This is a genomic window from Paenibacillus sp. Y930, from assembly GCF_056786375.1.
Genome location: NZ_JBXCIX010000003.1, coordinates 300,792 through 321,728, shown reverse-complemented (window position 1 = coordinate 321,728; position 20,937 = coordinate 300,792). Strand labels below are relative to the sequence as shown.

The 20,937-nt window shown below is 40.4% G+C and carries 14 protein-coding genes and 1 pseudogene; 10 read left to right on the top strand and 5 right to left on the bottom strand.

Annotated elements, in window-relative coordinates; genetic code table 11:
* Nucleotides 1–86: 86 nt before the first annotated feature.
* Nucleotides 87–1,286: a hypothetical protein gene (locus tag AC1TO5_RS10455; protein ID WP_482062748.1), complete on the bottom strand. Its 1,200-nt coding sequence runs from the start codon at nt 1,284–1,286 to the stop codon at nt 87–89.
* 448 nt (nt 1,287–1,734) lie between these two features.
* Here AC1TO5_RS10455 and AC1TO5_RS10450 point away from each other — a divergent pair, with 448 nt between their 5' ends.
* The 3 genes and pseudogenes from AC1TO5_RS10450 to AC1TO5_RS10440 all read left to right on the top strand — a co-directional run.
* The gene (locus AC1TO5_RS10450) at nt 1,735–3,759 is read left to right on the top strand and encodes a cohesin domain-containing protein (protein WP_482062747.1); all 2,025 of its coding nucleotides are present in this window, start codon (nt 1,735–1,737) and stop codon (nt 3,757–3,759) included.
* A gap of 103 nt (nt 3,760–3,862) precedes the next feature.
* Nucleotides 3,863–4,900 (top strand): S-layer homology domain-containing protein, encoded by a 1,038-nt coding sequence (locus AC1TO5_RS10445; protein ID WP_482062746.1) that lies wholly within the window; start codon nt 3,863–3,865, stop codon nt 4,898–4,900.
* A gap of 357 nt (nt 4,901–5,257) precedes the next feature.
* Nucleotides 5,258–5,800, top strand: a pseudogene (locus tag AC1TO5_RS10440) (class I SAM-dependent RNA methyltransferase family protein); the annotation flags it as partial.
* A 677-nt stretch (nt 5,801–6,477) separates the two neighbouring features.
* On the opposite strand, the gene AC1TO5_RS10435 reads toward AC1TO5_RS10440, so the two are convergent.
* A complete protein-coding gene (locus tag AC1TO5_RS10435; protein WP_482062745.1) occupies nt 6,478–6,660 on the bottom strand; it encodes a hypothetical protein in 183 nt (60 codons plus the stop codon).
* A 205-nt stretch (nt 6,661–6,865) separates the two neighbouring features.
* Here AC1TO5_RS10435 and AC1TO5_RS10430 point away from each other — a divergent pair, with 205 nt between their 5' ends.
* Entirely contained in the window at nt 6,866–9,241 is a 2,376-nt protein-coding gene (locus tag AC1TO5_RS10430) for an endo-1,4-beta-xylanase (RefSeq protein WP_482062744.1), read from the top strand.
* A 174-nt stretch (nt 9,242–9,415) separates the two neighbouring features.
* A complete protein-coding gene (locus AC1TO5_RS10425) occupies nt 9,416–10,462 on the top strand; it encodes an S-layer homology domain-containing protein (protein ID WP_482062743.1) in 1,047 nt (348 codons plus the stop codon).
* 386 nt (nt 10,463–10,848) lie between these two features.
* Here AC1TO5_RS10425 and AC1TO5_RS10420 read toward each other — a convergent pair whose 3' ends face one another.
* Nucleotides 10,849–11,721, bottom strand: coding sequence for a GNAT family N-acetyltransferase (locus AC1TO5_RS10420; protein ID WP_482063107.1), 873 nt, complete (start codon nt 11,719–11,721; stop codon nt 10,849–10,851).
* A 732-nt stretch (nt 11,722–12,453) separates the two neighbouring features.
* On the opposite strand from AC1TO5_RS10420, the gene AC1TO5_RS10415 reads away from it, so the two are divergent.
* Nucleotides 12,454–13,881, top strand: coding sequence for an MFS transporter (locus tag AC1TO5_RS10415; protein ID WP_482062742.1), 1,428 nt, complete (start codon nt 12,454–12,456; stop codon nt 13,879–13,881).
* Between the two features lie 21 nt (nt 13,882–13,902).
* Nucleotides 13,903–15,090 (top strand): amidohydrolase, encoded by a 1,188-nt coding sequence (locus AC1TO5_RS10410; RefSeq protein WP_482062741.1) that lies wholly within the window; start codon nt 13,903–13,905, stop codon nt 15,088–15,090.
* A 138-nt stretch (nt 15,091–15,228) separates the two neighbouring features.
* Here the strand turns inward: AC1TO5_RS10410 and AC1TO5_RS10405 are convergent, their stop codons facing one another.
* Complete coding sequence (locus tag AC1TO5_RS10405) at nt 15,229–16,146, bottom strand: tRNA dihydrouridine synthase (protein ID WP_482063106.1); 918 nt, start codon at nt 16,144–16,146, stop codon at nt 15,229–15,231.
* Nucleotides 16,147–16,734: 588 nt separating this feature from the next.
* Here AC1TO5_RS10405 and AC1TO5_RS10400 point away from each other — a divergent pair.
* Entirely contained in the window at nt 16,735–16,962 is a 228-nt protein-coding gene (locus AC1TO5_RS10400) for a hypothetical protein (RefSeq protein WP_482062740.1), read from the top strand.
* Here AC1TO5_RS10400 and AC1TO5_RS10395 read toward each other — a convergent pair.
* Complete coding sequence (locus AC1TO5_RS10395; protein WP_482062739.1) at nt 16,936–17,838, bottom strand: hypothetical protein; 903 nt, start codon at nt 17,836–17,838, stop codon at nt 16,936–16,938. The genes AC1TO5_RS10400 and AC1TO5_RS10395 overlap by 27 nt on opposite strands.
* A gap of 996 nt (nt 17,839–18,834) precedes the next feature.
* Here AC1TO5_RS10395 and AC1TO5_RS10390 point away from each other — a divergent pair.
* A complete protein-coding gene (locus AC1TO5_RS10390) occupies nt 18,835–19,677 on the top strand; it encodes a carbohydrate ABC transporter permease (protein ID WP_482062738.1) in 843 nt (280 codons plus the stop codon).
* Nucleotides 19,678–19,692: 15 nt separating this feature from the next.
* Nucleotides 19,693–20,907, top strand: a complete 1,215-nt coding sequence (locus tag AC1TO5_RS10385) for an extracellular solute-binding protein (protein WP_482062737.1) — start codon at nt 19,693–19,695, stop codon at nt 20,905–20,907.
* Nucleotides 20,908–20,937: the final 30 nt, after the last annotated feature.

Below are 20,937 nucleotides of genomic sequence, written 5' to 3'. Positions count from 1 at the left end.
TTACAAATAAAACTGAAGCGAATTATATTAAGCATAAAAGAAAGATTCACTGTTTCTCCATGTTTATTTACTAGGAGGCACGACTGTTAATCCTCATCTATTCGTAACATAAAGAAATCAACTTCGTTTTCCGGCTCAATTGCTGGCATATAAGAGAAGCTAAGAAACCCTTCGCTATTAAACACTTTAGAATAAATGGACTTCTTAGCAACGATTTCATGTTCAATTCCAGATTGTAAATCCAAGGAAAAAATAGAGTCAATGGAATATCGATAATACAAAGTACCATTCCTAATAAAGGGGGAATCAAAAGACATATCACGTTTTGGATCTTTCACTTCATGTACAATTATCCCTGAATCTCTGTCCATGACAGATACTTTACCTGTTTCGGTCCAAACAAAATATTGGGAATCGGCGGTGAAATCCACTTGGCTCACATTATCGACCATCACTTTGGGTTCCGATTTATCATAGGGATAGAGTACAATTTGGAACATTTTTTCGAGATCTTTATTTTCTGAAAATACGGATTGATGTATTAATATTCCGTCTTCAATTGGTCTTTGTAGAATAAAGAAAGTACCTTGGGGCTCATTTTTTTCATTGAGTTCTGCCACGGCAATTAAATTATGAACTTTCTCTTTGGAATTGTATGCAAAAGCGGAACTGGTAACAATATGATTTTCAATTCGTTTTTCTATCCATGTTATGAGACCATTATCAATTCGGAGTACGGGTGGAGAAATTTCATCTTCGGCCACTCCTGAACGAATTTCTCGAATTTCTCCCGTTTGTAGGGATAACGCTTTTAATGACCATGCTGTATCGATCTGTCGTTCATAGATATGTTCGACCCAGAATAGAGTTTCTTCACTGCCTACAAGTGAATTTATTACTTGTTTTGAAGGAGCGGTATAGACGGTTTTCCATTCATTATTATTTTTATTGACTACAACAATATGACTGGTTGATTCGATGTTTGATTCTATGATCTCAAAGGCTATTTGCTTCTCAGCAACATAGCTTGGTGCAACAAAAGTATCGGCAAGCATGTCATGACCCACTGTGAAAAGTTCAAAAGGTATGTTCTCTTCAATTTCGCTACTGCTTATATCCTCATGAGTGGGTTTATCAATAGAACTTGGTAAAGGAGAAGACGTTTCAGAAGGGGTAAGAATAGGTGTTTCATCGGGCATGTTCTCTCCGCGATAAGAATTTATTAACAATGAAATAACTACTATTATAAGAACTCCTGCCACAAAAAAAGAAACAGTTTTTTTCAAGAGGCTCACTCCTTATTAAACGTAAACAACACATTCCGTTTATGATACATTTACCAAATAATTGCCTTACTGAAATGTTCCTGGTTTACATTCCATACACCTCCCATAGTGTACCATTTATTTCCTAATATATCTCCCCGAACACCTTGGTCAAAAGGATCAGTTACACGAACTCGGAGGCTAGAGTCACTGATTGCATCAGAAAGGTATCGTAGATTTCCATGTAACAATTATTCTTGAGTCTAAAGAACTATATATTTTAACGAAAAATAGTTATTTTAGCTATCCATAATTTGACGTTTTTTTTAAAACCTTTTTGTTATACTCAATCTGTGCTAAAACGAAAATGCAAAATATAATAAATGAAAGGATGATGCTAAGTATACAGTAAACCATTTTCAGTCTTTGGCTTGCTAAAACGTTAAAGTTGAAAGGAGTAGTTTAATCCATGTTGAAGAAAAGGTTTGTAACGATTTGTATTACTCTATTTGCTCTGGTATTTTTTATCCCTTCGGTCTTCGCAGCAGACGAAACACCCGATGAAAACACTTTACCGTTTATTCTTCTAAATAAGAACTTTGCTTTTGAAGAACGTACGGATGTTGTCATTATTGACGCAGGAAAAAATGTAAGCGATTCCTCTCTAGCTATATCGGACTTTAGTGTGCATGTGAAATCTACAAGAAAAGTAGACTCTGATGTCGTGATCTATGACGGACCCCGTGTAGTCACGGATGTTTATACTAGTCAGGTAAATGATTCAGGATCTCCTTCTGATACCGGACAGTATATTGTGATTGATTTTGCTGACGTTGGATGGGGCGACGGCGGTACAACGATCGATAACGGCTACACTTTAGATTTGCAGTATACGATCACATATAACGGCAGCAAAATGAACTATGTGGACGGGTCCTTCATCGTACCGACATTCGTCCAGACTGGTGTTGTGAGCCCTGTCCTAGACAAATACAAATATGATAATTATGAGGGGCTGGATTACAGTTACTTTCTAAACGAGGATGAAGAAGGGCCGCTGCCTCTGGTCGTATTCTTCCATGGTGGTGGACAGGGTAACGACATCTATACGCCAATTAGATTCAGTAATGGCGGCACAGTATGGGCCAATCCTGAGAATCAAGAGAAGTACCCATCTCATGTTCTGGCACCTCGTAACGCAACGACTGTCGAAAGTATACACAAAGTTAAGGCTGTCATTGACCGGATGATCGAGGACGGAAAGGTTGATCCGAACCGTATCTATGTTACCGGTTTTTCAATGGGCGGAGGCTCTACATGGACCTTCTTGCAGACATACCCTGATTTCGCTGCAGCGGCTGCACCTCTATGTCCTGCCGGTGGGCCGGGCAATGTGGAAAATGCATTAAAAGTTGCCAATTTGCCTCTGTGGACTTTTGTTGATGAAGAAGATTTCTTATACAACTTGGTAGTAAACAATGATAAAACCTATTCGCCTTACTGGAACGATTCCTTGTTGACCATAATACCTTTTAACCAATTGAATGATCCTCCTTATAACGGTCACAGATTTGATGGGCACTCCGTATGGCTTCCAGTCTACAACGAATACGTACATGAGGAGCGCGGCATGCTTATTGACTGGTTATTCTCTAAGAGCAAAATTCAAGGGGTAGCTGATGTAGTGGTCACTACAGCAATTGGGGTAGCACCTGTTCTGCCTGAAACGGTGGCTGTAAATGTAAATCACAGTGCTGAAGGAGTTGTTATTGAAGACCGTTCAGTTGTGTGGAATGCCATTGATCCACAACTCTATAGCACGTCAGGAGTATTTGCGGTAGAAGGTACGATTGAAGGTGCCGTTGAGAAAGCAAAAGCTACGGTGACAGTTACCTCTGTGAATACCAGCTCCGCAATTCTGTCAGGTCCTGAATTGGTGCAGTTTGGTCAAGAATTCGATGTGATCTACAGTCTGCAAAACTTGAAACAAGCCGTGTATGCACAAGACATTACAATTGAGTACGACGCTGATAAACTGGAGCTAGCAGGTCAGCCTGTATCGGTAGATTCCAATAAGTTTATTATTGTGGACACGGATAACAAAAATGGAAGTATTAGAATTCTCGGTATACATGTAAATGAAAGCATAAATAATCCAAATCAGAATCTCATTAAACTTAACTTCAAAGCTAAGGCTACAGCTGGATTAGCGAATATCGAGGTGACGCTGCTAGTGCTTTCCGATGGTGAAGGAGAAGAGTCAGAAATTGAAGGAGATGCACATACGGTAAAGATTCTCAAACCAGTAGTATCGGGTGATTTCAACAATGACGACAGAGTAAGCGTTGGTGACCTGGCTATACTTGCTAAAGCTTATGGCAAATCCTCTGATAGTCCAGATTGGGATCAAGTGAAGAATTATGACATTAATAATGATGGCATAATCGACATTGAAGACCTTGTCAGATTGGCTCGTCTCATCCTGACTAAATAATTGATCTAAAACAGACCAAGGGTACGCCTAGGCTTGATGAGGTTAATACCCTTGGACCTGTTCCTCGCTATTTTTATTTTTATGTACAAGGGAGACGATTCGAGTGAAGATTCAAAAATTACCGTTGCTGCTGTCCATGCTTCTTCTATTTACGTTAATGCCGATTATGGCGTACGCTGAGCTCAAGCCCACTTTCTTATTGAGCAGCTCCTTCAGCAATGTACAAGTTGGCGACGAATTAGTAGTCACTGTTGAAGGCCATAGCGAGAAGAACGTTTTTGGATATGAACTTCGTCTATCCTACGACACTAAGGTATTGAAATTCCGTCAAGCATCTACTACTTGGGAGGGTTTTACGGTCCCCCCAATCGTGGAGAACGGGAAAATTACATTCGCGCATACTAAGGTTGGCGATGCAACGAGTGAGAACGGAAATATACAATTAGCCTCGTTGCAATTCGAAGCCATTGGGCAGGGCGAGGCTTCCATTCAATTAACGCGCATCAAGCTTGTTGACAGCGCGGGTAACAGCACAACTTCGGAACCAAATTTGTTGTTGAAGGTCAACATCCCGGTTATCTATCTTGACACGAAAGGCCACTGGGCCGAGGAAGACATTGTAAGGGCGACGAAAATGGGGTGGATCAAAGGATATCCAGATGACACATTCGCTCCAGATAATCAGGTTACTCGGGCTGAATTCACTACAGTGCTTTCAAGAGCGCTGGATCTGTCTTCTGCTTCATCTGACCTTGCAAAGAAATTTAAGGATCATGAGCACATTCCGGATTACGCAAAATCCCATGTATCACAATTCGTTGCTGCCGGATTGGTGAAAGGGTATGAGGACGCAACATTTAGGCCGTCGCAATGGATTAACCGTTCTGAGATTACGGTCATAATGATGCGCGTATTAGGGTACGAAGACAAGATGAATTCGAGTCTTACGCTCGCCTATGATGATGCGGATCAAGTTCCTAATTGGGCTTATCCGGCCATTGCAACAGCTACGGACATAGGTTTAATCAATGGAAGGGGCAATAATAAGTTTGCTCCGGGCGGTTACACGACCAGAGCCGAAGCTGTTACCTTGATTTTGAGAATAGTAGACCATCTTGCCTCAACGACCAAAGTCAACTGACTTTCATTGGTCCAACAATAATAGCCTGATCGTAACAAGATCGACTCTCGGGAGGATTGATCTTGTTACGGTTCAGGCTATATGTCATACGAGTGTTCACAAAATAAGAGACCTTTACAAAGGGTACATTTTACTTTTGGATGGTCTCTTATTATTTAAAGCAGATAGGTATGCCTCAATCTAATACTTATTCTAAAACAGGTTTTACCTAAACGACGGTGTCTATCCCTATCATACTTCATATTGAATATGTATAAAATACAAGTTCATTCAGATCCATTTTCGTTATAATGACGAAAGTATGTTTACGTTGAGAAGAGGTAGACAAGCATTATGGAAATAATCCTTCCATATAGAATGGACAATCATTGGCATTACCGTAATAAGATGGAGTTCACATTCTCCCCTGAAGGGGATCTCGGAATGCATGAACAAGGGAATTTTCGCAAGATCATTCCACTGGAAACATGTCTGATTGCAGGCCGCAATATGGTTGATGGTATGTTGGAAGTTAGCGCATGGGTAAAAGAGTTCGGCCTTAAAGGTTACAATAAAGATACACATGAAGGACTACTTCGTCATTTGATGGTACGAGAATCATTTGCGACCGGTGAAATGATGTTGGCATTGTTTGCTACAGAAAAGCCTGGTGGTGGATTGGCGACTGCAGTCGAAAATCTTGTCTGGCGGATCACGAGGAAGTTCCCGAATGTGAAAAGCCTTCTGTGGCTAGTGAACACTGACTGGGCAGATCGCACATAATCCGAGGATACGCATCTGTTAGCGGGTCGTGATTTCATTTACGATGAAATGGCAGGCTATCGTTATCGTCTTTGGTTCGATATATCCATCGATAATGTGCCGTTGCTTAGCCTCCACGTGTTACAACGTGCTTTAGACCCTTTAAATTTTGTTATTGCAGTGTGAATAGGAACTTACCATTTGAAGAATTAGGCACTTCTAAGTTAACTATACTTATTGAGAAGGTGGCGGTCTCCAATTAGAAAAAGGTATTTTCATAGAGTTTAGATAACATCTTTAGATAATTGACTCAGATAGTGATTGGTCCTTTTGAAGTAGGTGACGGCAATCTTACTTGTAGATAAGGCTCGAAGTATAGTCGAAGTTTATATTAAACTAGGAATGTCTGCGGTAACTTGTACTCTTCTAGCGGTGAAATACAAATTAAAAATAGTACTTTTGGCTAGACACTATTTTACATTATCTTCACAATATTTCTGCTACATTTAATCTGTACTAAAACGTAAAAGCAAATGAAAGAGGCGATGCAATGGATTAACTCACTTAGAATCAAATCAATTGTCTACATGCTAGTAAATCTAATTTCTAAAGGAACAGTGTACAGTGTTTAAGAAAAAATGACTTCGATATTCAATATACCTTCGGTCTTCGCAGCAAATGAAGTGCCGGATGGAACCTTGCCGTTTATTCTCAAAAATGAGAGCTTTGCTTTTGACGAGCGTACGGATGCTTTCATTATTAATGTGGGCAAATGTGTAAACGGTTACATTCTGTCTGTATTGGACTTCAGTGTGAATGTGAAAGCTTACGAACACTTATCTTTTGGCGAATATGGTCATAGCTTTTTTTAGGATTTCATTTTCCTCTTCAAGCTCTTTAATTCTAGATTTGAACTTTTTGACCTCTACGACAGAGACTTGTTCATTGCCTACTTTAATCTCTTTACCTACATTAACCCATTTGTAAAACGCCGTTTTGCTTAGACCATATTCACTCATAATTTAAGTTGCTGTTTTCCCTTTACGATGAAGTTCAACGATCATGGCTTTGAACTCGTCACTATATTTTCCTTGCTTGGTTCCCATAGTTGGACACAACCTTTCAATATTATTTTATCAGTCCTCTTTTTTGTGTCCACAACTTTATACTAGCTCCAAAATACTTGAAATAGAGACTAATAGCTGAATAAGTATGATTTAGTGTTTGATTCAAGAAGTATACAAATATGTTAAAGGAAAGGAAAAAAATATGAAAAAGATGAGAAAGTTATTGTTTATTTGTTTGGTGGCTGCTCTTCTGACGGGGACTTTTACGATGCAGGCCTCGGCTAACACCGATGATACCGCTCTGAAGACGGTCATAGATAAGTTCGTGGCGCTTGATGAGAATGTTTATACCCCAGCCACATATCGACTGGCCAAAATGGAATACGATAAAGTAAAGGATCTAATTGACGATCCAAACGCCACGCTGAAAGAAATCAACGATGCAATCAATGCTTTAAGCACACGTATTGTAGCACTGAGAGTCCGAAACGGTTCTGAGTCACTGTGGAGAACCTATGAGGACTACTTTGAAATGGGCAACATTTATAGTGGGGCTGGTAACTTAGATCCGAGTAATACTCGCGGCTTGTTGACATCTACCCACTACAACTCACTCACGGCTGAAAATGTAATGAAGCCCGACAACCTTTCCACTGGAAACACTGGAACGTCGGGTACTTTTAGTATTTTCGAGGGGTCGAACCATGCTTCCGACCAACTGGTTAGACAAGCACAAGAAAACGGCATAAAGGTGCACGGACACGTACTGGTGTGGCACGGCCAGACTCCCAACTGGGTCAACGGTGGTACTAGTGGCAACTACACAAGATTACAGGCCAGAGAAAACATGGAGCGCTTTATCAAAACCGTAGTCAAGCACTTCGACACCTATTATCCCGGTGTAGTCGCAAGTTGGGATGTCGTCAACGAGGCGTTCGTTGATGGAGTGTCAAGCATACCTGAAGGCGCCAATTGGAAAGATTATCTTCGCCAAGGAAACCAGAGCGGCTGGTATAAGGCCTACAGCAAAGACATGTTAGAAAACGAAGATCCGAGCGACTTCATCTATGATGCATTCGTGTTTGCCCGTGAAAATACTGACGCCAAGTTATTCTACAATGACTTTAATATGTATCAGGATGGCAAATCGAAGTTGGTCGCGATGATGGCTAAAGAACTCAACGAGCGGTACAAAAATGAGTATCCAAACGATCCTCGCCAGTTAATCGAGGGTGTAGGTATGCAGTCCCACAACTACATTATGGACACCCCCCCTTCCAGCGTGGAAAACGGAATCCTTAATCTCCTGTCCGCTGATGTCGATCTTGGCATTAGTGAGCTTGATCTGTTTGCCTGGTTTCCGTATAACGGCGAGCCAACAAATGGTTACATGGATTTGAGAGATCGTGGGATTGACCATATAATCGCTTCGACAGGCACAGAGGAAGAGAGGAATTACTGGATTAATCGTGGTATAACCAACGGCTCCGAGATTGAAGCGATACAGGCGGAGGTTTACGCCGAATACTTCCAAGTCTATAAGAAATACGCAGCTAATATCGACCGCGTTACAAGCTGGGGTCTTAACGACAGTCAAAGTTGGAGAAGAGGTCACAATCCGCTAATGTGGAACAGTGATTTCTCCCCGAAGGACGCTTTCTACGCTGTGTCCGATCCTGAGGGCTACCTGGGCGTTGACCATAAAGGAGCGTATTTAACCGGTCCGGCATCTGTTGTATCAGGTACGCCATTTGATTTAAACTTCAATATAAGTGCAGTGACCGATAGCGATTTTCAAAAAGTATATGGGCAAGATCTGACGATACAGTTCGATCCCGATGTACTGACATTCGTAGAGGCGAAATCACTGACGGAAAGTTTGGTAGTTATTGAGTCGAAAGAGGTGTCTCCGGGGAATATTAGATTCCTGACAGTTGCGCTTGGTGAAGACCAAGTGATTCCGGTCAATGGCAATTTTGTTAGTTTCACATTCGTTTCCAAACCTATCACTGTACCAGTTGAAACTGCAGTAGCGGTTGGTAATGTGATCCTAGCTAACGGTATAGGTCAGGAATTGCAAATACCGGGATCCGCCTTCACATTCGACGTAACGATTGAACCTGTCGATAGGGCTGCCCTTAATACGTTAATTAGCTTAGCGCAATCCAAGGTTAACGCCGCAGTAGAAGGCAAGGCCGACGGTCAATATGTAAACGGATCGAAGGCATTACTGCAAACGGCGATCGATCAAGCCCAAGCCGTTGCCGATCAAGCCCCGGCAACTCAACAGCAGATCAATCAAGCTGTAGCCAACTTAACATTGGCCATTACAGCCTTCGAGTCATCCAGAATCTCCGCCGATGTCAACGGTGACGACAAATTAAGCATCGGAGATTTGGCGATTGTGGCAGCTGGGTATGGCAAGAAGTCGACCGATAGTGACTGGGATAAATTTAAAGCTAGTGACGTGAATAAAGACGGTATAATAGATATCGAAGATTTAACAGCAGTTGCGAGGAAGTTATTGGAGTAATTACGTAATCGATATCGAAGGCCTTGTCGCATTGGCACATCTTATTTTAAATTAATAATTGTTTTAATATTACCCAAGGGTATCACCAAAGCTTGATGTGGTCGATACCCTTGAACCTGTCCCAAGTCTATCCATTTCTATATACAATCTCTACGAACAAGGGAGACGATTCACTTGAAGATTCAAATAATGCCTCTGATGCTAGCCATGTTTCTATTATTCGCCATGTTGCCGACCATGGCGTACGCAGAGGATAAACCCACTTTCTCACTGAGCAGCTCCTTTAGCACTGTAAGAGTTAACGATGAAGTAGTGGTTACTGTTGAAAGCCCTAACGCGAGGGACGTTTATGGATACGAGCTTCGTCTATCCTACGACCCGGAAGTATTGGCATTCCAACAAGCATCCACTCTTTGGGCAGGATTCACGATCCCTCCAATCGCCGAGAACGGTGAAATTACATTCGCGCACACTAAGATAGGCAAAAACAAGGGGGAGAGCGGAAATGTGCGCTTCGCCTCATTGCGCTTCGAAGCCATCGGAAAAGGCGATACCATCATTCAATTAACGCGCGTCAAGCTGGTTGACAGTGGGGGTATCAGCACAACTGCAGAACCAAGATTGTTGTTGGAGATCGCTATTCCCTCGAGTTATCCGGATTACTATCTTGACATTAAAGGCCACTGGGCCGAGGAAGACATCGTAAGGGCAACGGAGTTGGGCTGGATCAACGGATATCCGGATGACAGATTCGGTCCACAGGATGAGGTTACTCGCGCCCAATTCACCACGATGCTATCAAGGGCGCTCACTTTGTCTTCTCAATTAGAACCGGCGCAGACCTTTAAGGATCATGAACGCATTCCCGAGTACGCAAAACCCCATGTTTTACAAGCGGCTGCGGCCGGATTGGTGAAAGGATACGAAGATGCAACGTTCAGGCCGTCGCGATGGATTACTCGCTCCGAGACCACGGTCATGCTGATGCGCGTATTAGAGTACGAAGACAAGATTGATTCGATTCCTCCACTCGGCTTTGATGATGGGGACCAAGTCCCAGCTTGGGCTTACACAGCCATTGCGATAGCTTCGGACATGGGCATAGCCAAGGGAACGGGTAATAACAAATTTTCTCCCGGCGGTTATACGACCCGAGCCGAAGCCGTTACCTTAATTCTGAGAATATTAGACCGTATTGCTTCATCGATTACAGTCAACTGATTTCGATTAGATCCAAACCGCATTAGCCTGTCTATACACAATGAAACGATTCCGAGCAGGATCGCTCATTTGTGCAGACAGGCTTTTTATTTAATTTCAAAAAATACAGCTTGGGCATATCATATGGGTTGTTTCGGATGCTAAATGTCCATTGAGCATGGTTACATAACAAATATAAAAGTGACAACTATTATCTTTGAAACAAATCTAAAAACTAATAACTAATCATTATATACAAAAATGATGAATTCCCCCACAACATCTCAAAAGTACAGTGAGCAACACATGTTGAGTGTTGCTCACTGTTAGTGCGAAAGGACAATTAATATCGGAGATGTATTGGCGGAAATAGTAAAGAGGGGCGGAGAGCCCCTCTTTTTTTTGGCCTAATTCAGTATTGTAAAGTACCGTATCTCTTCTTTATCTGTATAGAATCCAACGGATTCGTATAGAGATAAAGCTGATTTATTTGTAGTTAATACCATGAGCTTAGCGTTTTGTGGCTGATGGGATTTGAGATATCTTAAAGCTTGTGTAAGCAAATACTTGGCAATACCGCGTATTCTCCATGGTTCGCGGACAAAAACATCCTCTATGACACCATGGTCTGCTTCTTGCCATGCCATCAGTCCGCCAACAATAGCGTCTGATTGACGTATGACCATGGATGTCCATAGTTTGTTATTCTTATATTCAGACAACCTATTAAGTCCTAGTGGAGTGTGAGGCCAAACTTCAGCTTCTACATCTAGGTAATCTCTTACCTCGCGAGAGGACTCCATCTTCCAGTAAGAAAATTGAAACTCCTCTTGTAGCTTTAATTCAGGAATCGGTTCATTCAAGTCTCGATTCATGCGATATAAACTATTCAGATGAAGGTATCCTTTTTGGATGAAAAACTGATTGTTTGCTGTTTCTGTCGAATCGTTACCAACACATAGTATTGTTCCATATTCTTTAGGTAAAGTTTCCTTTAATTGTTTTGCTCTTATGAAAAGATATTGATAGACGTTGTCGAGCAAAGTAATGTCATTTTCTCTTTCGGGAATGGTTTTAAGATTGACGTATATGGAGTGATTGTTCTCTTTTGAACGATCGGGAGGTACAACGTTAATGATGCTAACTTGCCCCTTAGCGACCATTTTCCCATCTTCAAATGCGCAATAAACGTTACTCCAATTATCTTCGTCCCCGACCCACCAAAATGTTGCATTTTCTCTTGCTGTTACTGATTGGTACAACTCGCCAAGCAAAGGCATGTCCCCATTTTCGAAATTACGAATGAAAATTTTTGTTGATGATTGGCTCAAAATAATACCCCTCTCAATAATAGGGGAATTTCGCAGTTTAGAGGGCTAGCTATGCGAGTTCCCCTTAATAAATTTGCCCTTTGCTATCATTTGTTTACTCACAATAAACGCCTCCTTTAACTTTTATTACCATTGATATTAACATACCTTGACCATTGTATCAAACATAATTTACAACTATAATTATTTTCTCCACCACGAATGTTATCGCTGTTCAAACGCAGTTATATTTATTGTTCAAGAACCGATAACAGTGCTGTTTTCTGTTGGTCAGGAAAGACTAATAGTTGAGGTGTATTGGCGTATACAGCAACGGAGCGGGTAAAGTCCCGCTTCTTTTATTGACCATTAGTTCGATTGAGGGCGGCTATAGACAGTCGTCCTTTGTTTTGCCTATACCCAGTACCTGACGAAAGCGATACTGCTCCTTAATTTATTTGGCAAATATGTCTATTAAGAGACGCACTAGGGAGAACTATAAAATGATTAGTTACCAAATGCGGGATAAGGTTACTTGTATGAAAGAATGAGGTCAAGGTATTGGGGGCATACTTTCTATGAAATAAATAGATGAGATGATGGGTAACTATTTGAGCAAGTTATGCTGTTAGTCCCTGTGCGTTGCATAGTTATTTATTGATAAGGTACATAAAATGTAGTTAAATTATGGGAGGATTAACGATGGAAGCGAATTACAAAGGTACCAATAAGTTAATTGCTGGGATTGTATTCGGCGTTATTACATTTTGGCTTTTTGCACAGGCAATGGTAAATGTAATACCGGCAGTTCAAGCAGATTTAGGGATTTCGCATGGAACAATAAATATTGCCATTAGTTTAACAGCATTATTCTCAGGGTTATTTATCGTTGCTGCTGGTGGAATCGCAGATAAAATTGGGCGTAAGAAAATTACTTATCTTGGATTAATCTTAAGTGTTATTGGTTCGTTATGTCTTGTTTTTGCACAAGGATCTGTCTTATTAATTATCGGGCGCATTATTCAAGGGCTTTCCGCAGCTTGTATTATGCCAGCAACGATTGCTCTAATGAAGGCTTATTTCGAAGGAAAAGACAGACAGCGCGCTCTTAGTTACTGGTCCATTGGGTCTTGGGGAGGTTCAGGTGTCTGCTCATTTGCAGGTGGCGCCATTGCAACGTATTTGGGATGGAGATGGATTTTTATCTTTTCTATAGTTTTTGCCATTCTTGCTATGTGGCTCATTAAAGATACACCTGAAAGCAAAGGAGAAGGAAGCGGAAAGTTTAAGTTTGATTTCAGTGGTTTAGCAATCTTTATCGTCACCATGATTGCATTAAACGTTGTTATTACATTTGGTGCGGATTTGGGCTGGACAAGTCCAATTACGATTATTCTTGCCATCGTTACCATTGGTGGAGCTATTGTCTTCTTCAAGGTTGAAAAAGGGAAAGATATCGCACTTATTGATTTCTCTTTATTTAAAAACAAACCATTCGCTGGAGCAACGTACTCTAACTTTTTGTTAAATGCGATTGCTGGAACACTAGTTGTTGCAAATACGTATGTTCAAGTAGGTCGAGGGTTCACGGCATTTCAGTCAGGGATGCTTTCCATTGGCTATTTAGTCGTTGTTCTTGCGATGATTCGTGTCGGTGAGAAAATTTTGCAAAGAGTAGGAGCAAAGGCACCCATGGTTTGGGGTGCTCTTATTACAACAGTTGGTGTAGCGCTTATGGCTTTAACTTTCTTGCCAGGTTTTATGTACACCGTTGCCGTATTTATTGGGTTTGTTTTATTCGGGCTTGGACTTGGTATATATGCTACACCATCTACAGACACATCAGTTTCCAATGCACCATCACATAAAGTGGGTGAAGCGGCTGGTGTTTATAAAATGGCAAGCTCACTAGGCAGTGCGATAGGTGTAGCCATCTCGGCAACGGTTTATAGTTCAATAGCAGCGGTAGGAAGTATAGAGCTTGCGGCATCAGTAGGGATTATCGTAAACGTAATATTCGGAATCCTTTCATTACTTTCCATTCTGATCATGGTTCCAAAAGATGCTGGTAAACCGTCAGATGATCATTCGAAAAAAACATATCAAATGCCAAATAAAGCGGCTAACTAATAAATTAAGGAGACGAAAATAATGAAAAGTGAACTAATGAGCATGTTAGAATCACGCAAGGAAGAAATAATTTCTATACGCCGCCATTTGCATGAGAATCCAGAGGTTTCATTTAAAGAGGAGAAAACAGCTCAGTATATTACAGATTTTTATAAAGGAAAAGATGTGGATATTCAAACGAATGTTGGAAACGGTTATGGCATTATCGTTACCATTAAAGGTGGTAAACCAGGCAATACGATTGGTCTGCGAGCGGATTTTGATGCTCTTCCCATTACAGAAGAAACTGACGTACCGTTTAAATCAAAAAATGAAGGTGTGATGCATGCATGTGGGCATGATGGACATACGGCTTACTTGTTAGTGTTAGCTGATTGCTTCATTCAATTAAAAGACTCTATTCCAGGAACTATAAAAATCATTCATCAACATGCTGAAGAGGTTCCGCCGGGTGGAGCAAAAAGTATTGTCGAGTCTGGTTTAATTGATGATTTAGATGCCATCTATGGAATTCATTTATTGCCAATGGGTCCAGCGGGAACAGTAGGATATCATGCTGGATATTCCTTCAATGGACGAGCATATATGAAATTAAAAGTACAAGGAATAGGCGGCCATGGCTCATCTCCGCATCTAGCTAACGATGCGATTGTTGCTGCTGCTTATTTTGTTACTGCTGTGCAAACTATTGTAAGCCGCAGATTAAATCCATTTGATATCGGTGTCATCACCATCGGATCTTTTGACGGAAAAGGTACATTCAATGTAATCAAGGATAGTGTGGAGCTTGAGGGCGATATTCGTTATATGAATGTAAAAACAAGTGAAACGATTGCGAAAGAGATTAGACGTATTGCAAGGGGGATTGAAGAAGAGTTTGACGTTACATGTGAGCTCACGTACACACCAGATTATCCACCTTTATACAACGATCCAGAGCTTACAGCTAAAGTAGCAGAAAGCTTACAAAGCATGAACGATAAAGACATTAAAGAAGTAAAAGAATTTCCAGCATTACCTCCATCTGAAGATTTTGCTTACTATGCGGAAAAATTCCCTGCTTGCTTCTTTTACATTGCCTGTTCACCTAAAGGAGTAGAACAGCCTTACTTCAATCATCATCCGAAATTTGATATTGACGAAGATGCTCTTATCGTAGCTGCTAAAGCGGTTGGACAGGTTGTATGCAGTTATTACGAATTAGACTAAATAAAATATCAAGAGTTTCCATGAAAGGAAGACCACATAGTGTGAAAATGAGAGACCCTTCAAGAGTTCATTGAACTTTTGATAGGTCTCTCATTATTTTTGATATAGTTTTTTTAATCATGAATTGGTGGGTACACTTCAATCTAATACTTCATCTAAAATATTCTTCACTAAAAGACGTACTTCATCTGTTGAATTAGTATGCATTAATTGGCTTCTTAGCTCGCCTGCGCCTCTAAATCCACGAACATAGATTTTGAAAAAGCGAAGTAATGGTTTAAATAGACGTGGATGGTTTTCTTCTGAATATTTATCGTGAAGATCCAAATGTAAATGAAGTAAATCGAGAAATTCCTTCGCGCTATGTTCTTTAGGTTCTTCTTCAAAAGCAAATGGATTTGTGAAAATGCCGCGGCCAATCATGACACCATCAATGCCGTATTGTTCTACTAATTTTAATCCTGTTGCGCGGTCAGGAATATCTCCATTAATGGTTATCAACGTATTTGGAGCAATTTCATCGCGTAATTTTTTTATTTCAGGGATGAGTTCCCAGTGTGCATCTACTTTACTCATCTCTTTTTTTGTGCGAAGGTGAATGGAAAGATTCGCAATATCTTGTTTCAATATATGTCCTAACCAATCGCGCCACTCGTCAATCTCAAAGTAACCCAATCTTGTTTTAACACTAACCGGTAATCCGCCTGCTTTTGCTGCTTGAATAATTTCTGCTGCAACTTGTGGATGTTGTATTAATCCAGCACCTTTTCCATTGGATGCGACGTTTTGTACTGGACATCCCATGTTGAGATCGATACCACGAAAACCAAGTTTTTTCAGATCAATACTCATCTGTTCAAACAATGCTGGTTTATTACCCCAAATATGAGCGACAATCGGTTGCTCATCTTCTGTGAACGTTAATCGATCACGTGTACTTTCATTTCCTACAGGATGACAATAACTGTCTGTACTTGTGAATTCCGTGAAAAACACGTCAGGTTTTGCAGCTTCACTAACGACGTGACGGAATACCACATCTGTAACATCTTCCATTGGTGCTAATATAAAAAATGGCTTCGGTAAATCAAGCCAAAAATTTTGTTCGTTACTCACATTATCTTCTCCTTAAACTTTTCAGTTGTACATCTTGACTATGCATCCAGCAAATGAAAAGTCGCATCGGAAGCAAGGGCTTAACATATAAAAAGGATATAAGCCATAGCAAAGATCTTTACCCATTATACATAGTATCATTTTTTTTCGTTCGATGCACAGAAACAAAAGAGTTCGGCTTTAAATGCTATGACAAAGATGCACATGATGGGCTTCTTTGTCATATGCTTGGATAATTCTATGTCCAGATTTTGACCACGAACACTGCCAATACATCATATTGACTTGGAAATATAGGTAATTTGTATTCTGTAGGGTTAGATCCTAGTCAATATCAGCGTATTATACGCCCGATGTTTCCTCTAGATGAGCAAGCTAGTTCTAGAGTGTACCACTTTCAATAGATATCATTACAAGGAGGAAGACTAGATATGACATACGTACAATCAATAGCTAATTTAGAGGAAGCTAAACATTATTTAGCAGGGGGAGTAGCTAGCACATTTCACTTCCTTTCCTAGCTCTGATATGAAAAAGACGATACAAAACTTTCATGATCAAGAAAAGGTGATTCCAGGCACTGGTGGTCAAAGTGAAAATAGCTTGGATGATATTATTTTGGTCCCGTGGAATGACAGTGATGCGTTAGAGAAAGTACTGCTAGAGGAGCATATGACTTCACCTCTACTTAGACCATATTTGTTCAACATATATACTGCTACTACAAGGTTAGCAGATGCGATTATAATTCCGTAGCGTCCGCAACGATTGTAAAGTAAGAATGCCTTTCCATTCTTCTTTTGCATGCAACCACTCATCTTCGTATTGATACCATGTCCAGTTGGGCTCCCAAGCACCGTCCTCGCCTTGGTTACCGATCAGTTCATCCAACTCAATGGATATCACATCTGCATATTTCATATAATACTGCGATTTGGGAGAGGCAGCAACCTGCAGCGGCTTCGCTCCATAGCCTTCACGTTGCCCCGGATCCGAGACGACGCAGTTGTCAAGGAAGAGCTGCATTTTTCTTTCAATTGTTGCACGATGTGTTTCATCCAACCGCTCACTTAGGTGCAAGAAGCAGAACAGCTCATGCATTTCCTTTAATTCGCAGCCAGTCAGTAAATAATCGATTGCAAAGCGGACCAGAGTATCGAGTTTCTCATATGGCACCTGTAAGCGATAGTCCAAGAAAAAAGCAACGATATCTGCATTAGGATTACCCCAATTTTCAGAAAAGACACCGTATTTCCACCAGACTGCGCGAGGAGCGTTCTCAGCTTCCTGAGGTATAATGTCCCACCCATGCCGATCGTCTCGATATGAATTAACCAGAAAGGTAAGAGCCTCGTGAACTATCACATTTTTCATATCCGAAGAAGAAAGGGCTCCCAATATATCAAGCGCACGCGTCGTAGCCAAAGCGGATGATTCCTTGCAACGCAGATCGGGTTCCAGTCCATTGCCAAACCCGCCGTCCGAATTTTGAAACTTAATGAGTTCGTTAAGCACCTGCTCGTAGGAAGAAGATTCGAACTCATGTTCATAAATCGCACGTTCAAGTGGTCTTGCATGTTGCTTCATGAATTGTCTAGCCGACTCCAGACACAATTGATTAAGATGTTTCATTCATGTACCTCCCAGAAAAATCAAATCTGATTTATTTAATAAGAATAATCAATATTAGATATTCCACTTGTATGGAATACGTAGAAGAAGCAAGGCATGCGTTGGACAACTCTAAGAGGGAGTAAAGTATTTATAGGAATTAAAACGTGAAAACTCTTAAAAATAGGGAAAATCTACTATTTAAGGGTGACAAAAAACCGCCCAAAAGCATGGTTGGGATGATGTAAGTCATTGCTCAAAACTTTACTATATCAATGTTTACGGGTTCTTTCGAAAGCTCATTTTCTGTTTAAATCACAGATTTATTGTCTTAGATTATTTTGTTTGAATAAGAGGGCTGCAAGGAAGAGTACTTACAAGATCTATTTGATCTTGTAAGTAGTAATGGGAAATCTAGTGCATTTCAGTTAATAATCACTCGAATCCATAAGGTTGAGGGGGATTCGGGTTTGCTAATAACAGTATTTATTATTAGTAGTTGGTATAGAACCAAGAACAATCCTTATACTGGATCATTCTTAATAATATGTTTGCCTGCAGCGACAAGCAGTGCTACTGAGCTAACAAGTAATAAACTTAAAATGATAATGTATGTCATTTACTTATTCACTCCTTTCACTATGTTTTTCTTGTTGTAATCTAGTTTGGCCAGCATCCTAGATTTTATTAATTTAATCATAGCAAAATAGATAATTTATTGAAATATGGGTTGATGCTAATAATAGGAGATATTTGAAGGTTCTATGACGTAAACTTGACAACTTGGTTACTTATACACTAAAACATACTTTTTGCTAATAATGATCGCTACATACGGTCGCTATATATGTACACAAGATAGTATCGAGAAACAAGAAAGGTACGATCATCAAGTTCTCTAATTAATAGTATTACGACTCTTAACTAATCCTTAACATGACGATGACACAGCGTTAACACATTGAAATTATAGTAGTTGTATAGACGTCTAGACAAATGCAAGGGAAGGAGAATATTTTGAACAGCTTAAGAATGAGTTTGAAATTACATCCCAAATATGGCTTATTAATTATCGTTCTATTAGGAACATTGTTTCCGATTTATTGGATGGTAAAGATGGCAATGCAGAAATCAGAAGATTTATTTACGGAAGTATCATTATTGCCTAACTCCCTTACATTGGAACATATGATTAGCATTTTCATGAAAGAAAATTATTTCCTTCCATTACTCAACAGTTTCATTATTACAGTAGCATCGTTAACGATTGTATTGGTATGTGGCTTGGCAAGTGCCTATGTATTGGGACGAAGAAGCTTTTCTATTGCGTACAATAAATCACTGCTTATATGGATATTGCTTGTTAGAGTGCTACCACCAATCACTTTTGCACTGCCATTATACATATTGATGAACGAATTAGAGCTATTGAATACGAAAATCCCTATTATTCTAGCTCATATTCTAGTGAATTTACCGCTAGTTATTTGGTTTATGCTTGCATTTTTCGCTAGTATTCCAGATGAAATTGAAGAGAGTGCAAGAATCGATGGTGCTTCAGAATTTACGATCTACTACAAAGTAATTTTACCGTTGGTGTCTCCAGGAATTGCAGCGATAACGATACTTTCGTTTATGGCTTCTTGGAATGAATATTTGTATAGTGTTATTTTCATTCAAAGTCCAGGAGATTTTACGATCCCACTGAAGCTTGCCACGTTAAATAGTGAGCAGGAATTAACTGAGTGGGGCAAAGTTGCAAGTGGTGGCATTGTATCGATGCTTCCTGTGCTAATGATCGCAATCTTCATGCAGAAACATTTAATGAATGGTTTGACTGCTGGTGCAGTAAAAGAATAGAGGAGGATAAGAAAAATGAGAAAACAAATTGCAATAATATTAAGCACGATTATGATGGTTTCGATCTTCACAGCTTGTTCAGCAAAAGGCCCGGAGAAGCTGGTAATCGCTGCACGAGGTGGCTCACATGTAACGGCAATGGAAGCTGTAAAGGAAGCGTTCGAGAAGGAACATAATGTGAAAATTGAAATTATTGGGCTTGAAGCTGCAGATTTGAAACAAAAAATATCACTTGATTCTAAAAACAAGCAAGGTGCTTATGATTTGCTAATGGCAGATGATCCTTGGATGCCTGAGCTTAGTGAAGGTGGAATTTTCGCGAACTTATCCGAGCTAGGAGTAGAAGCAGATGCTGATTTTGAAGAGTCTTCGATCGCATTAGGAAAACATCCATATGCTACTGGTGATCTATATGCATTACCTTTCTCGGGAAATGTGCAACTCTTCTTCTACAACAAACAGTTGCTAGAAAGTAATAACTACGATGTTCCGCAAAGCTGGGAAGAGGTTCTTACAATAGCTAATGAAATTCATGCTGCAGATGATGTAGCGGGATATGTTATTCGTGGTCAGCAAGGCAACCCAATCGTTTCAGATTACTTACCAATTTTCTGGGCATATGGCGGTCAAGTGTTTGATGCAGATTGGAAAGCACAAGTAGATTCTGAAGAGGCAAAACAAGCATTGAATACCTATATTCAATTACTTGCTGTAGGTGCAAATTATGAGACAACTGATATTGTTAGTTCTGTATCTGAGGGACGTGCAGTGATGGCATTAGGCTGGCCTTCATGGTTTATTAAAGGGGAAGAGGCAAGTGCAGACTATGCTGCTATTCCAGCTAAATCAACTACAAATGCAGAGGCAGCTGCAACTGGAATGATTGGTAACTGGATGATGGGCGTAACGGCAAATGCGAAGCAACCAGAGCTAGCAGCCCAATTTTTAACGTTCATTACGAGCAGTGAGATACAGAAGGCAATGGTTGAGTATGGCGGAGTTCCTACTAGAAAAAGCGTATACCTAGATCAAGAATTAGCTGCCCAATATAAGCACTTTCCAACACAGCTAGAAGCATTGCAAAACTCTGTAGCTAGACCAAGAACAGCGAAATGGTCTCGTGTAGAAGAAGCTCTTGGTACTGAACTATCAGCAGCTATTGCAGGAACAAAATCAGTCGAGAGCGCACTATCTGATGCGAATCAAGCAATCAATCAGATTATGCAATAATTTCCCTCACGATATGAAGGAGTGTTAGAG

Bases quoted from the DNA above. Each gene is read 5' to 3' on its own strand.
- AC1TO5_RS10400 (WP_482062740.1), top strand. From the start codon at position 16,735: ATGAAAAAGACGATACAAAACTTTCATGATCAAGAAAAGGTGATTCCA.
- AC1TO5_RS10415 (WP_482062742.1), top strand. From the start codon at position 12,454: ATGGAAGCGAATTACAAAGGTACCAATAAGTTAATTGCTGGGATTGTA.
- AC1TO5_RS10385 (WP_482062737.1), top strand. From the start codon at position 19,693: ATGAGAAAACAAATTGCAATAATATTAAGCACGATTATGATGGTTTCG.
- AC1TO5_RS10395 (WP_482062739.1), bottom strand. From the start codon at position 17,838: ATGAAACATCTTAATCAATTGTGTCTGGAGTCGGCTAGACAATTCATG.
- AC1TO5_RS10405 (WP_482063106.1), bottom strand. From the start codon at position 16,146: ATGGAAGATGTTACAGATGTGGTATTCCGTCACGTCGTTAGTGAAGCT.
- AC1TO5_RS10450 (WP_482062747.1), top strand. From the start codon at position 1,735: ATGTTGAAGAAAAGGTTTGTAACGATTTGTATTACTCTATTTGCTCTG.
- AC1TO5_RS10410 (WP_482062741.1), top strand. From the start codon at position 13,903: ATGAAAAGTGAACTAATGAGCATGTTAGAATCACGCAAGGAAGAAATA.
- AC1TO5_RS10420 (WP_482063107.1), bottom strand. From the start codon at position 11,721: ATGCCTTTGCTTGGCGAGTTGTACCAATCAGTAACAGCAAGAGAAAAT.
- AC1TO5_RS10435 (WP_482062745.1), bottom strand. From the start codon at position 6,660: ATGAGTGAATATGGTCTAAGCAAAACGGCGTTTTACAAATGGGTTAAT.